The organism is Cobetia sp. BL01, from assembly GCF_056493605.1.
Map to the genome: position 1 here is coordinate 213,792 of NZ_JBVBEE010000004.1, position 13,855 is coordinate 227,646.

A 13,855-nucleotide genomic window follows, 5' to 3' on the forward strand; every position below is an offset into this window, starting at 1 on the left:
GCCGAGAGTTCGCCGAGAATTTGTCGAGAGTTCGCCGAGATCAGTGCGCCAGTGTCCGGCGCACTGTGCTGACGCAAGGAGCGCCGCATGGGACAGTTTTTCCAGATACACCCTGAAAACCCGCAGAAACGTCTTATTGATCAAGCGGTTGCCATCATTCGGCAGGGGGGCGTGATCGCCTACCCGACCGATTCCGGCTATGCACTGGGTTGCCACCTGGGCGAGAAGAAAGCCATCGAGCGCATCAAGCGTCTGCGTGAACTCGATGACAAGCACAACTTCACCCTGATGTGCTCGGATCTGTCGGAAATCGGCACCTACGCCAAGGTGGACAATGCCGTCTTCCGACTGCTCAAGAGCCACACGCCCGGAGCCTTCACCTTCATCCTCCACGCGACCACCGAAGTGCCACGCCTGCTGTTGCATCCCAAGCGTCGCTCCATCGGCGTGCGCGTGCCGGACCATGCCATCACGCATGCCCTGCTGGAGGCACATCACGAGCCGCTGATGAGCGTGACGCTGATTCCGCCGGGCGAGGAGCTGCCGATGACGGACCCGGAAGAGATCCGTCAGCGCTTCGGGCATGCGCTGGATCTGATCATCGATGGTGGGGCCTGCCGCCTGGAGGCCACCAGCGTGGTGGACCTGCGCGACCTGCCGCCCGTCATCGTGCGTGAAGGACGAGGCGACATCTCGAACTTCGTCGAGTGAGGCACGCCGCATGACGCGCGTGGCGAGATGCTCATGACGAGTTGCTCATGACGACGAGAAGCGGATGGTGACATGGCAGGCGAGGTCGTTGAACAGGAATTCAATAACGCTGAGTGTTAATATTCTGCCGTCTTGATAACTCAACGACATACCTATCATACACAGAGGATCATCGATGCCGATCACGTCTTCATCTCAAGCGCGTGTCTCGTTGCTGGCGAGAGCCACCAGGGTCGCGACACTGGCAGGAATCATGGGCCTGGGAGTCGCTCCCGTCAGTCAGGCGGCCGAGACACCCGAGGCAGCGCAGTGTCCGCCGGCAGCATATGCCATGGCACTGCGCTATCAGCAGCAATCGGCGGAAGTCGCGGCCCTGCAGCGTCAGAGCTATGCGCTGGCGACACGTCAGCTGGAGACACTGCTGGCATCTCGTGATGACGAGAAACCTGCCGCGATCATGACCGACCTTGATGAAACCGTGATCGACAACTCCGCGCTGCTGGTGCGTGATCTGAAGGCCTGTCATGACTTCACGGGCTGGGACACCTGGAAGGCGTGGGAGCGAGAGGGCAAGCCGACCCTGATTCCGGGTGCCAGGGAGTTCCTCGAACTTGCCGCATCGCGTGGCGTGGCGATCTACTACGTGTCGGATCGCTACGAGGAGAACAAGGACGCCACGGTCACCACGCTGAAAGCCCTGGGTCTGCCCGGTGTCGATGACGCCCATGTGCGCCTGCTGGGGCCGAGCAAGTCGGTGCGTCGCCAGGCGATCGCGAAGGATCACGACATCGTGATGCAGCTGGGCGACAGCCTGCATGATTTCGCGGATGACTTCTCCGACAAGACGCCCGAGCAGCAGAAGGCGCTCGTCGCGGAGCAGGCGCAGCATTTCGGCAAGGATTGGATCATGTTGCCGAATGCCTCCTACGGCAGCTGGAGTGAGGCCACGCTGACCGCCTGGGACAAGCCCTTCTCTGACCGCTAGCCCTTGCCGGCTTCCGGCTGAATGACAACGCCCCCGGACCTTGCGGTCTCGGGGGCGTTGTCATTTCCGAGGCGTTGTCATTTCCGAGGCGTTGTCGTGTGCCGAGTGACACTCGGCCTCGTCAGCTGCGATCGCGGTCGGGGGAGTCGTCGCCTGGGGAGGCGGTTTCCTCCTTCGCTGGCGGCTCGGCGTCGGGCTCAGGTCCGGGTTCTGGGTCTGTCTCAGGCTCTGGTTCAGGCTCTGGCTCGCGTGGGTCACGCGTGTCTTCATCCAGCCAGGTGCCGCAGAACTTGCAGTACTTGGCATTGCGATCATGGCCCTCACGGCCACAGCCGGGGCAGGCTTCATCGCTGGTCTGCTGCATGCGCAGGCCGTTGAGCACCTCGGCCGAGAACACGCCGGTGGGCACGGCGAGAATCGAATAGCCCAGTATCATCATCATCGCCGAGATGAACTGGCCCAAGGGCGTGATGGGGGCGATATCGCCGTAGCCCACCGTGGTCAGCGTCACCACCGCCCAGTAGAGCGCCTTGGGGATGGAGGTGAAGCCGGCTTCCGGGGGTTCTATCAGATAGATCAGGGCGCCGAACACCGTGATGATGCTGAGTACGGTGATGAAGAACAGCAGGATCTTGCGACGACTGCGCGCGAGAGCCTCGACCAGCATGCGACCTTCGCCGACGAAGGCCATCAGGCGCAGCACGCGGAACAGCCGCAGCACACGCAGCACGCGCACCACCAGCAGTGCCTGCGCCCCCGGAATCAGCAGCGAGAGCCAGGTCGGGGCGATCGACAGCAGGTCGAGCACGCCGTAGAAGCCCTTCGCCCAGGTGCCGGGGTGTTTGAGGCAATAGAGGCGTACTGCGTATTCCAGCGTGAACAGCAGGGTGAAGGTCCATTCCAGGATACGGAACAGCTCCCCATGGCGGGCATTCAGCGATGGCACGCTATCGAGCATCACCACGGCGACGCTGGCGAGAATCATCGCGACCAGCGCGATATCGAAGGCCTTGGCCGCCTTGGTGTCGGACTCGAAGATCCAGTGGAATAGCCGGGCGCGCAGCCTGCCGCTGGCCGGCTCGAAATCGCTGGAGCGAGGGGGGGCGGTGGCAGATTGTGACGTACTGCCGTATTCGTTGGCCGGCCCTTGGCGTTCAGGCATGCGGGCTTCCTTGACTGGCGTCGCAGCGCCGGGGCGGGCTGCGACGCGATGGTGGGGGCAGGGCAGGTGAGGGCGCGATGGCCAGGCGCTCAGCGAGCGATTTCACCGGGGTCTCTCAATGAGCTGTCTCAACGAGCTTTCTCGATGAGCTGTCTCACTGAGCTTTTAATGAGCTGCCTCACTGGCCTCGGCTGCGCAATGCCGCCAGCAGCGACAGGCTGTGCTGACCGAAGACCGCTGTCATCCAGCTGTCTGGCGTGCCCTGCTCACGGGATTCGCTCAGCGCCTCCGTCAGCGCCACCGCATGGACATGACCGGGATGCTGACTGGCGGCCAGGCGCGAGGCCAGGGCCGAGAAGGCGGCCAGGGCGTGATCGTGCCAGCGCATGTCATCTTGCTGCTGGCGGTCGGCATGTGCATCCAGGGCATCGATGGCCGCGGCGAGCAGGGCATTCGTGTCGGTGGTATCCAGCGTCTTCTCGTGCCATTCGCCATCTCTGAGTGCGGCACCGCGGCGTGCCTTGCTGGCATCTGCCGGGCGCAGGGCCAGTCGGCTGGCCAGGGATTCCGCCAGCGCCCACAGCACCCCTTCGCGCTGCTCGGCGCTCAGGTCGTCACCGCCAGTGAGTTCCAGTTCGATCTCGCGGATGTGCGTTTCCCGACCTGCTGCCTTCACGTGGCCGAGATCCAGCGCCATCTCGACGCCGACACTCGCCGTCTGGCCATCCTGCGTCACCGTCAGCTCCAGCTGCCAGGCATGACGTTCGAAATCCGTGCTGAAGGTAGGGGCGAGGGCGCCGAGCAGGTGCTCACGCGGACCTTCCTCAAGCGCCTGCAGAGGGGGAAGGCCGCGCAGGCCATCGAGATCGAGGCCTGTCTGGCCATCGGGCAGCGCCCATTCCCACTCGCCGCGCGAATGCAGGCCGCCATGGCTTTCGCCACTGGTCTTGAGGGTCTGGCGCAAGGGGCCCGGACTGTCGGCATCCTCTCCACTGCGGCGCAGGCGCAATGCCATCTTGGCGCGTTCCAGTGCATGCTCAGGCGTGTCGAAATAGGTATTGGCCAGCCAGCGACGACGGGGCGTGGTGCCAGCCAGTTCCGCGATGTCCGCAAGACGTTCCAGAATCGCCGTGCGTCCGAGGCCGCTGTGGGTCAGCGCCAGCTTGAGTTCGATTTCCTGCGCCATGACGACGGCACTCCCTGTACGAGAAGATGAAGAATGAAGATGGCCGGGCATGGATGACGACAGCGATACGAGGACGCTGGCTGCCTGTCCGAGATCCCGGAACAGGCAGCCCCCGGCGGCTTCATGCTCGCGCCTGTCCCTTGCCAAGGCAAGCTCAGAGCGTGTCGCCAGCCTTCCCACGCAGGTGATTCGTCAGCAGAATCACAGTGATATGACAGTATCGTGACATTTGTGTGACATGAATTGCCTGCCGCCAACTCCTTGGTTATATTATGAACAATGTAATCAGTCAGCGACCCCGCGTCCTGTCACTACATGACAATCTCTCCTCTGGAATCCTTCGAGTTCCCCCCGACTGCCGCTGATGTTGCGTGAAGTACAACAGCATGGCGGTATCGTGTCGTTACGATGAAAGTTATGTGATCGTCACAAAGGCTTTGCTACACTCCGCGCGTCAATCCTTAACGCCGACGGCCACTATGGTAACGACCAACCCTTTCTCTTCGATGTTCGGGCGCTCGCCTTTCAAGGCGCTGCACACCCACATCATCAAGACAGACGACTGTGCCCAGCACTTGCTGACCTTCTTCGACGCCTGCGAACAGGGTGATTGGGATCAGGCGGCCAGCATTCGTCAGACCATCAGCAAGCTGGAGCGTGAAGCGGACGAACTGAAGACGCAGCTGCGTCTCAATCTGCCCAATTCGCTGTTCCTGCCGGTATCCCGTTCCGACCTTCTCGAGCTGATCCATGTCCAGGATTCCATCGCGAACGTCACCAAGGATATCGCCGGCATCATGCTGGGTCGCCACATGCAGATACCCACCGCGCTGGTGCCCGCCATGCGTGAGTATCTGAAGACTGCGGTCGAATCGGTCTGCCAGGCGCGCCGTGCGCTGGGCGAGCTGGAAGATCTTGTCGAGTCCGGCTTCGGGCGCAACATGAGCGAGCTGGTCGACAAGCTGATCAATGAGCTGCATGAGCTCGAGAAGCAGTCCGACGAACAGCAGATCGCGATCCGCCAGACCCTGTTCTCGCTGGAAGCCGCTCTGCCACCGGTCGACGTGATCTTCCTCTACAAGATTATCGACTGGGTCGGCGATGTCGCCGATCAAGCTGAAAAGGTCGGTACCCGACTGCAGATCCTGATGGCGCGCTAAGCGCTGTCAGGACGTCCTGCCATCTGCTCAAGAGTTCCCTAATGTCCATCATTGCTCAATACGGCGATGTGCTCGTCATCCTTGCCTGCGTATTCGGTTTCTTCATGGCGTGGGGTGTAGGCGCGAACGATGTCGCCAATGCCATGGGTACCTCGGTTGGTTCCAAGGCCATTACCATCAAGCAGGCGATCGTCATCGCCGTGATTTTCGAATTCCTCGGTGCCTGGCTGGCTGGTGGTGAAGTCACCGATACCATCCGCAAGGGCATCATCGACCCGTCACTGCTGATCCAGAATCCGCAGTTCCTGGTCTACGGCATGCTGGCATCACTGCTGGCCGCCGGTATCTGGCTGCTGATCGCGTCCATGAAGGGCTGGCCGGTCTCCACGACCCACTCCATCGTCGGTGCCATCGTCGGCTTCGCGGCGGCGGGTCTCGGCGTGGATGCGGTCGAGTGGCCCAAGGTCGGTCAGATTGCGGCCTCCTGGCTGGTCTCGCCGCTGCTGGCGGGCTCCATCGCCTTCGTGCTGTTCAAGTCCGTGCAGACGCTGATCTTCGACAATGAAGACCCGTTCGCGGCCGCCAAGCGCTATGTCCCGATGTACATGTTCCTGGTCGGCTTCATCATCTCGATGGTGACCATGGTCAAGGGCCTCAAGCATGTCGGGCTGCACCTGAGCTTCGAGTCCAGCCTGCTGCTGGCCGTCGTCATCGGTGCCATCGTGATGGGGATCGGCGTGCTGATGGAGCGCAAGGTCGCGCGTTCTCGCCTCAAGGAGAAGAATCGCGCCACCGGTGATGATTTCGACTTCAGCGGCGTCGAGAAGGTCTTCGGCCTGCTGATGATGTTCACCGCCTGTGCCATGGCCTTCGCCCACGGCTCCAACGACGTGGCCAACGCGGTCGGTCCGCTGGCAGCCATCATCAGTGTCGTCGATTCCGCCGGTCAGATCGGCGCCAAGGCCAGCATGCCCTGGTGGGTGCTGGTGCTGGGTGGCGGCGGTATCGTCGTCGGCCTGGTCACCTATGGTCGCCGCGTCATCGCCACCGTCGGTACCGGCATCACCGAGCTGACCCCGTCTCGTGGCTTCGCGGCCACCCTGGCGGCGGCCTCCACCGTGGTGCTGGCCTCCGGCACCGGCCTGCCGATCTCCACCACCCATACCCTCGTCGGTGCGGTGCTGGGGGTAGGTCTGGCACGCGGCATGGCAGCGCTCAACCTGCGCGTGATCGGCACCATCGTAATGTCCTGGCTGATCACTCTGCCGGCCGGCGCGATCCTGTCGATCCTGTTCTTCTTCATGTTCAAGGGCATGTTCGGCTAAGCCGACGCATGGTTCAGAGCTGAATTGGAAAAACGAGAAAGGCGACCTTCGGGTCGCCTTTCTCGTGTCTGAACGGTATGTTAATCAGCATGTGATGAACTGGAGTATTTACCTTGCCTACGCTGGTTTGAATCGTAGTTCTTGTAGGTCGTCATCCAGACCCGTACGTGGCTTCAATCTCTCTTGTCGACAAGGATTCGCTGATGAAGACTATTGGTCTGTTGGGAGGAATGAGTTGGGAATCCACCGTCAGTTATTACAGCGCTATCAATCGCGAAATCAATGCGCGCCTGGGCGGTCTTCATAGCGCGATGATCTGCTTGCAGAGTGTGGATTTCAGTATCATCGAAAGCTATCAGCATGCGGGTGAGTGGGACAGGACGGCTGCCATCCTTGCAGAGTCAGCCAAGGCAGTAGAGGCCGGAGGGGCTGAGTGTCTGGTGATCTGCACGAATACCATGCACAAGGTTTTCGCAGAGATAGAGACTGCGATTTCCATCCCTGTCATCCATATTGCGGATGCCACGGCAGCGAAGATGCTCGGCGACGGCATCAAGAACGTCGGACTGCTGGGCACGCGTTTCACCATGGAGCAGGATTTTTATAAAGGCCGCCTTGCCGAAAAGTTCGGTATTGACGTCGTCGTTCCGGCAGAAGACGAACGCCAGCTGGTACATAAGATAATTTATGATGAATTGTGCAAGGGCGTCATCAGGCAGGAATCCCGCGAGGTATTTCTGGCTGTGATCGCGGACTTGTATCAACAAGGCGCTGAGGCGGTAATTCTGGGGTGTACCGAGATATCGTTATTGGTTGAGCAAGCTGATACTGATGTTCCGCTCTATGACACTACGGCGATTCATGCGCTTGAAGCTGTCGATTTTGCATTGGCAGAGTGACGCGGGCAGTGAAGGGCGGTCGCCTTTCTCGTGTCTGACACATGGATGTCAGGGGCACCGCTCGCCGTGCAGGCTGCGGCGCTGATATGATGATTCATGGGCATGCCTGACATGCCATTTTCCCTCTCTCCTGCCCGGAGCTGGCTCTTGAACACGCGTTTCCCCTTCGCGGACTGGTTTCGCAACTCCTCTCCCTATATCAATGCCCATCGTGGCCGTACCTTCGTCATTCTGATCGAGGGCGATGCCCTGTCCTCGTCACGACGAACGCAGTTGATTCAGGATCTGGCGTTGCTGCACACCCTCGGCGTGCGACTGGTGGTGGTGTTCGGCGTGCGTCCGCAGGTCAGGGAAGCACTGGAGGGAGTGGGAATCGAGGCCGAGCGTCATCAGGGACGTTGGGTCGTCACCCGTGACATCCTCGCGCATCTGGAGCAGCAGGTCGCCACGTTGCGCCTGCGCCTGGAGGCCAGCCTGTCGCTGGGGTTGCCCAATACCCCGCTGCATGGTGTCGAGCTCTCCGCCGTGTCGGGCAATCTGGTGATGGCCAAGCCGCTGGGCGTGCGAGAGGGCGTCGACTTCCTGCACGGTGGCGAGGTGCGTCGGGTGCGCAGCGAGGCTATCCAGGGGCTGCTTTCCCAGCAGGCCATCGTGGTGCTGCCGCCGCTGGGCTTCTCCAGCACTGGCGAAGTCTTCGACCTCGATGCGGCCGAGGTGGCCGAGCACGCGGCCGTGGCGCTGGCCGCCGACAAGCTGATCCTGCTGGGAGAAGGGGAGGGGCTGTTCGATGAGCATGGCGTACTGTTGCGTCAGCTCAACCCTGAGCAGGCCGCCGCCCTGGCACCGCCACGTGAGGATGACAGCGAACTGTCTCGTCATCTGGCCGCGGCCTGTGGTGCGGCGCGGCGCGGCGTCGGTCGCACTCACCTGCTCAGCTGGCGGGATCGCGATGCGTTGCTGGGCGAGCTGTTCACCCGCGACGGGATCGGCACCATGATCACCCGCCAGGGCTACGAACAGCTGCGCAAGGCACGCCTGGAGGATGTCGGAGGATTGCTGGCATTGCTGGGGCCGCTGGAGCAGCGCGGAATCCTCGTCGCTCGCTCGCGTGAACGCCTCGAGCACGAGATCGACGACTATGTCGTGCTCGAGCGTGACGGCATGATCATTGGCTGTGCAGCCCTGCATGTCAGTCGTGACGCTGCCATGGGTGAGCTGGCCTGCGTGGCCGTGCATGATGACTACCGTCGTGGCCAGCGGGGTGAGCAGCTGCTGGCCGAGATCGAGGTGCGTGCACGGCGTGGTGGCCTCACGCATCTATTCGCGCTGACCACGCATACCCTGCACTGGTTCATCGAGCACGGCTTCGTGTCGGCCGGCCTGGATGACCTCCCGCCGATGCGACGAGAGATCTACAACTCCGCGCGCAATTCCAAGGTGCTGATCAAGGCGCTCTAGTCACGACCCAAGCACGTGGCGCTCAAGACGCTTGCCGTCGCCCTCAAGACTCTCGACCCCCGTCAGCCGCCTGAACTTTCAGGTGACTGACGGGGGTCTTGTGCATGATGCGCGGGAAATTCCGGCAAGATGCCGCGCTTCTGGCTCGATGTCGCACTTCTGGATCGATGCCGCACTTCTGGATCGATGCCGCGCTTCTGGATCGATGCCGCGCTTCTGGATCGATGTCGCACTTCTGGATCAGTGAGTGGCGCGATGTCTTGCAAAGGAGACGTTTCAATTGATTGATATGGAAGGAGAAAATCGGATACCAACGATAACTGTTGGCATTTTGCGACGAAAAGGACGTGTATTTTATCGTTTCACGTCTCGTGCGTGGGAATCCACGCCGATGCCGGTTTTTGTGTCTTTGCAAGTCATTGTTTTTGAATGTGTTTTGCGGTTATTGGCACGGCATTGGCAATAGTCATGTTGAGCACGAGGGAGTGCCCATGAAAATGGACATTCTCTCCGGCCTTCCAGCGATGACGGTACTCACTACCCTGTGCGCTCCGTGATCGCTGACAGGCCAAGCGTCTGCTCCACGCGATGTGTGACTTCAGGTTGCGATGAGACAGGTACGGCCCCCAGAGGGCATGGAAAGTATCTTTAGGGCAAGGATGCCCGGGCATGGATGCCCGATACTGGATGCGGTGATGCTTGATCCGTCACCGCCATCCCCGGAATTCAGGTGAGCGCCGGGAAGTGCCCGGCGAGCGCCGCAAGCATTGCGATGCATCGCCCCCCTGTGATGTATCCGATAGGGAGCTCGGACCCTGTCCGAGGCGAGTGTCAACTGACCTGGAACGACCACCAGGTGGCACTGGCGACTCCCGGGCCAGCGACAGGCAGACCACCTGTCAGGCCCAGCAATCACGATGGAGGTCTGCTCTCCAGGTAACAGGCATTCGTCGTGATGACTGACCCTTCAGTTCCCTGCGTACTTGGGCCGGCTCTTGCCGGCCCTCTTTTTGTGCGTTTCACGAGGATGGGTCAAGTGAATCATCCACGACACCTGCCCGGGCGCGGTTTCTGTCGTCGAGCGGGGATGAATTAAATCAGAATCATATTGATTAACGAACTGGCAACCGCGATGGGCGCTGGCGAACTCTGGTATCCTTGGAAGACGTGATTCGATGATGACCACCCCTTTCCTGCATAGAGTTCTTTCAATGGCCTCCAAGGTGACACGGCACTGGCGCCCCCGCTCTCTGCTTCAATTGGTATTGATGGCATTCATGGTGGTGATGCTGCCGATTGCAGTGCTGATGTTCCAGGCGGGTCAGGCACTCTCCGAGCTCTCGGAGCTGGCCGATGTCAGCGCTCGCCAGGCGGTTGACCAGACTCGCCGAGCCCGCACCCTGACCAATCTCGCCGTCGAGATGGAGCGCAGCGCACGCCAGTACGCGGTGCTGGAAAATCCGGATCTGATGAAGATCTACGCTGACAAGGCCAGTGCCTTCCGCGAGCTGCTGGACGAGCAGGCGCGCCTGCTGGGCGAGGGAGACCCGCGCGTCAGCGAACTCAAGGGCTCACTGTCGCAACTCGAGCGCATGCCCGAGATGAGCGTGGCGCAGGTCAGCAGTCATCTCGAGGACTTCGGTCCCTTCTCCATCCAGGCCAGCGGCCTTCTGAACTCCACCCGTGAACTCGTCGATGCCCGCATCGAGGGCATTCGTGCGCGCGCCTCCCAGGTGAAGACTCAACTGTGGTGGCAGACGGCCGCGCTCGTCTCCATCAGCCTGTTGCTGATGCTGTTCTTCACCTGGCTGATCATTCGTCCCATCCGTCAGCTGGAGCGGCGCATCAATGGTCTCGGCAGCGGCACCGACCGAGAGGGTCCGCTCATCAAGGGGCCCGCCGAGCTGGTCCAGCTGGGTGAGCGTCTCGACTGGCTGGCGGCACGCCTGGATGAGCTGGAAGAGCAGAAGCAGCAGTTCCTGCGTCACATGTCGCATGAGCTCAAGACACCGCTGGCCAGCATCCGTGAAGGCACCGGGCTGTTGATCGATGAGGTCGCCGGTCCGCTCAGCCCGCATCAGATGGAAATTCTTGGCCTGCTGGATGACTCCAGCAAGGAATTGCAGAAGCTGATCGAGCAGCTCCTGGACTACAATCTGCTGCAACACAATCAGGGGCTCGAACGTAGCCGCTTCGATGTGCACGAAGTCTTCAAGGAAGTGCTGTCAAAGCACCGCCTGGCACTGGAGAAGAAGGGCATGCGCGTGCACCTGCCACCCGCCAGCCTCAGCTGGGAGGCGGATCGTCCGCGTACCGGCCGGATTCTCGACAACCTGATCTCCAACGCCATCGCCTATGGGGAAGATGGCGGCGATCTATGGCTGAGGGCGCGCAAGGAGCGTCGCCAGCTGGTGATCGAGGTCGCCAACAGCGGCGAACCGATCGCCCCGAAGGACCGCGATCACCTGTTCCAGCCCTTCTATCAGGGCGCGGTGAAGCGCAAGGGGCCGCTCAAGGGCTCCGGTATCGGTCTTTCGGTGGCCGCTGACAGTGCTCGCGCCCAGTTTGGTCAACTGGCGCTGGTGGAGGACGCCAAGGCCGACGTCTGTTTCCGCCTGACCTTGCCGACCCCCAGCCGCTCACCCTCCTCTGGTCAGGAAGGTGAGCAGGTCCTGCTGGGTGGTGACAGTGCACCCCATACCACATGAAATGGCACCCGAGAGTGCCATCAGACACGCAAGGAAGAGAAGTGATGAAGGGTCAACGACTGTTGACGGGAATCACCACCGGCATGCTGGTCAGCTTGCTCAGTGCCTGTGGCGCCCTGTCGAATATCACCTTGCCGGGCAACGAACACGTCGCCGATACTCCCAGCGTTCAGGACAGCTGTCATGGGGCGGGCGATCTGCCCGATTTCAAGGAAGGAAACTGCCTGCTGGATGAGTGGGTCGCCTTTGCGCTGCAGGCTCAACGCGGCAACGATCAGTGGCGCGACAGCACCCTGATGCAGCTGGAAGGCAACCGCCATGACCGTCGTCTGGCGCGTGCCATCGTGCTCAGCTGGGGAGACGAGTCCGATTGGGAACTGGCCTCTGACCTCTACAAGGCGGACCTGCCCACCGCGCCGAGTCGTCTGCAGCCGCTGCTGCGCCAGTGGCTCAACGGGCTGGAGGAGCGTCGCGGCCTGATCGCGGATCGCGACAAGAGCGAAGGCGTCCGCCGCAAGCTGAGTGCCGAGAACGCCCAGCTCAGCAAGAAGCTCGAGGCGCTGACCGCCATCGAGGAAGCCATCAATTCTCGCCGTCAGACCACGCCCTGAATCCGATGCCGGGCGTGTCTGGCCACGAACTGTCATTGGCCCAACCGGCTGCATGACGCAAGACTGTGCGGGACTGACGTCGGAGGGATTTCCGAGCGACAGGCCCGCAAGGAGAGTTAGTGTGAAATACGCTCAAGCGCATATTCTGCTCGTGGATGACGATGCAAGTCTGCTCAAGCTGCTCGGCATGCGTCTCGAAAGCCGTGGCTTCAAGGTCACCACCGCCAGTAGCGGCCGTGAGGCGCTCAGCCGTCTGGAGGCGGCGCGTCCTGACCTGGTGCTGTCTGACCTGCGCATGGATGAGATGGATGGCATGGCGCTGTTCGGCGAGCTGCAGAAGCGTCAGCCGGGCATGCCGGTCATCCTGCTCACGGCGCATGGCTCGATCCCGGATGCCGTCAGTGCCACTCGTCAGGGTGTGTTCAGCTTCCTGACCAAGCCCGTCGACAAGGATGAGCTGTTCGCGGCCATCGACGAGGCGCTGGCCCAGGCACCGCCCGTAAAGGAGGGTGACGATGCCTGGCGTGCCGGCATCATCACGCGTTCCCCGCAGATGGAGCAGATTCTCGAGCAGGCACGCATGGTCGCGGCTTCCGATGTCAGCGTGCTGGTCACCGGCCCGTCCGGCTCCGGCAAGGAGCTGATGGCCAAGGCCATCCACAACGCCAGCCCGCGTGCCTCGCGTCCCTTCGTCGCCATCAACTGCGGCGCGCTGCCGGAGCAACTGCTGGAAAGCGAGCTGTTCGGTCACGCCAAGGGCTCCTTCACCGGTGCGGTCAGCGCGCACCAGGGCCTGTTCCAGGCGGCGGATGGCGGTACCCTGTTCCTCGATGAGATCGGCGACATGCCGCTGGCGTTGCAGGTCAAGCTGCTGCGTGCGCTGCAGGAGCGTCAGATCCGCCCGCTGGGCTCCACGACGTCGGTGCCCATCGATGTGCGCATCATCTCCGCCACGCACCGCAACCTCGACAAGGCGATGCATGACGGCGACTTCCGCGAAGATCTCTACTACCGCCTCAACGTGGTCAATCTGAAGCTGCCCGCCCTGCGCGAGCGTGCCGAGGATGTGCCGCTGCTGGCCAAGTACCTGATCAGCCAGGCGGCTGCCCGCCACAAGCCGTTCGTGAAGGGCTTCTCGCCGGAAGCGCTCAATCTGCTGGCCTCCAGTGCCTGGCCGGGCAACGTGCGTCAGCTGGTCAACGTGGTCGAGCAGTGTGTCGCGCTCACCAGCTCCTCGATGATTCCGGAAGCGCTGGTCTCCCAGGCGCTGGCCGCGGAAGAGAACGCCTTGCCGTCCTTCTCCGAGGCGCGTGCCGGTTTCGAGCGCAGCTATCTGATCAAGGTGCTCAAGATCACCGAAGGCAACGTGACCCAGGCCGCGCGGATCGCCGGGCGCAACCGCACCGACTTCTACAAGCTGCTGGGACGTCATGATCTGGAGCCGGGCGCCTTCAAGCCGGGCGCCGAGCAGGGACCGCCTGACTTTTGATCCAGCGCGCCCGAAGCTGCGCGAAAGGCGTAAGGTCAAAAGCGATCCAGCGCGCCCGAAGCTGCGCGAAAGGCGTAAGGTCAAAAGCGATCCAGCGTGCCCGAAGTCACGCGAAAGACCAGGGTCAAGACCTGCGTAGCCGTTCACGCGTGTCAGTGTGA

At 61.8% G+C, this 13,855-nt stretch carries 11 protein-coding genes; 9 read left to right on the forward strand and 2 right to left on the reverse strand.

Features of this window, described 5'->3' with window-relative positions; all coding sequences use genetic code 11:
* Positions 1–87: 87 nt before the first annotated feature.
* Both ACZYGA_RS09680 and ACZYGA_RS09685 read left to right on the forward strand, forming a co-directional pair.
* A complete protein-coding gene (locus ACZYGA_RS09680) occupies positions 88–711 on the forward strand; it encodes an L-threonylcarbamoyladenylate synthase (RefSeq protein WP_077378966.1) in 624 nt (207 codons plus the stop codon).
* 175 nt (positions 712–886) lie between these two features.
* Positions 887–1,696, forward strand: a complete 810-nt coding sequence (locus ACZYGA_RS09685; protein ID WP_404625945.1) for a 5'-nucleotidase, lipoprotein e(P4) family — start codon at positions 887–889, stop codon at positions 1,694–1,696.
* 121 nt (positions 1,697–1,817) lie between these two features.
* Here the strand turns inward: ACZYGA_RS09685 and ACZYGA_RS09690 are convergent, their stop codons facing one another.
* Positions 1,818–2,858 carry an ion transporter gene (locus ACZYGA_RS09690; protein ID WP_084209376.1) on the reverse strand — a complete coding sequence of 347 codons (1,041 nt, stop codon included), beginning with the start codon at positions 2,856–2,858 and terminating at the stop codon, positions 1,818–1,820.
* 178 nt (positions 2,859–3,036) lie between these two features.
* On the reverse strand, positions 3,037–4,044 hold the full coding sequence (locus tag ACZYGA_RS09695) for a CYTH domain-containing protein (protein WP_479399030.1): 1,008 nt from the start codon (positions 4,042–4,044) through the stop codon (positions 3,037–3,039).
* A gap of 479 nt (positions 4,045–4,523) precedes the next feature.
* Between ACZYGA_RS09695 and ACZYGA_RS09700 the strand changes: the two genes are divergently transcribed.
* The 7 genes from ACZYGA_RS09700 (at position 4,524) to glrR (ending at position 13,694) form a co-directional block, all read left to right on the forward strand.
* Positions 4,524–5,204: a TIGR00153 family protein gene (locus ACZYGA_RS09700; protein ID WP_077378976.1), complete on the forward strand. Its 681-nt coding sequence runs from the start codon at positions 4,524–4,526 to the stop codon at positions 5,202–5,204.
* Positions 5,205–5,245: 41 nt separating this feature from the next.
* Positions 5,246–6,529: an inorganic phosphate transporter gene (locus tag ACZYGA_RS09705; protein WP_077378980.1), complete on the forward strand. Its 1,284-nt coding sequence runs from the start codon at positions 5,246–5,248 to the stop codon at positions 6,527–6,529.
* Between the two features lie 203 nt (positions 6,530–6,732).
* Positions 6,733–7,428 carry an aspartate/glutamate racemase family protein gene (locus tag ACZYGA_RS09710; RefSeq protein ID WP_479399032.1) on the forward strand — a complete coding sequence of 232 codons (696 nt, stop codon included), beginning with the start codon at positions 6,733–6,735 and terminating at the stop codon, positions 7,426–7,428.
* 147 nt (positions 7,429–7,575) lie between these two features.
* Positions 7,576–8,886 (forward strand): amino-acid N-acetyltransferase, encoded by a 1,311-nt coding sequence (gene argA / locus ACZYGA_RS09715; RefSeq protein WP_077378983.1) that lies wholly within the window; start codon positions 7,576–7,578, stop codon positions 8,884–8,886.
* Between the two features lie 1,211 nt (positions 8,887–10,097).
* Positions 10,098–11,594 carry a sensor histidine kinase gene (locus ACZYGA_RS09720; protein ID WP_077378985.1) on the forward strand — a complete coding sequence of 499 codons (1,497 nt, stop codon included), beginning with the start codon at positions 10,098–10,100 and terminating at the stop codon, positions 11,592–11,594.
* 44 nt (positions 11,595–11,638) lie between these two features.
* Positions 11,639–12,205, forward strand: coding sequence for a hypothetical protein (locus ACZYGA_RS09725; RefSeq protein ID WP_077378987.1), 567 nt, complete (start codon positions 11,639–11,641; stop codon positions 12,203–12,205).
* 121 nt (positions 12,206–12,326) lie between these two features.
* The gene (gene glrR / locus ACZYGA_RS09730) at positions 12,327–13,694 is read left to right on the forward strand and encodes a two-component system response regulator GlrR (RefSeq protein ID WP_127736341.1); all 1,368 of its coding nucleotides are present in this window, start codon (positions 12,327–12,329) and stop codon (positions 13,692–13,694) included.
* Positions 13,695–13,855: the final 161 nt, after the last annotated feature.

Coding starts and splice junctions, on each gene's coding strand:
- ACZYGA_RS09680 (WP_077378966.1), top strand. CDS start 88: ATGGGACAGTTTTTCCAGATACACCCTGAAAACCCGCAGAAACGTCTT.
- ACZYGA_RS09685 (WP_404625945.1), top strand. CDS start 887: ATGCCGATCACGTCTTCATCTCAAGCGCGTGTCTCGTTGCTGGCGAGA.
- ACZYGA_RS09690 (WP_084209376.1), bottom strand. CDS start 2,858: ATGCCTGAACGCCAAGGGCCGGCCAACGAATACGGCAGTACGTCACAA.
- ACZYGA_RS09695 (WP_479399030.1), bottom strand. CDS start 4,044: ATGGCGCAGGAAATCGAACTCAAGCTGGCGCTGACCCACAGCGGCCTC.
- ACZYGA_RS09700 (WP_077378976.1), top strand. CDS start 4,524: ATGGTAACGACCAACCCTTTCTCTTCGATGTTCGGGCGCTCGCCTTTC.
- ACZYGA_RS09705 (WP_077378980.1), top strand. CDS start 5,246: ATGTCCATCATTGCTCAATACGGCGATGTGCTCGTCATCCTTGCCTGC.
- ACZYGA_RS09710 (WP_479399032.1), top strand. CDS start 6,733: ATGAAGACTATTGGTCTGTTGGGAGGAATGAGTTGGGAATCCACCGTC.
- ACZYGA_RS09720 (WP_077378985.1), top strand. CDS start 10,098: ATGGCCTCCAAGGTGACACGGCACTGGCGCCCCCGCTCTCTGCTTCAA.
- ACZYGA_RS09725 (WP_077378987.1), top strand. CDS start 11,639: ATGAAGGGTCAACGACTGTTGACGGGAATCACCACCGGCATGCTGGTC.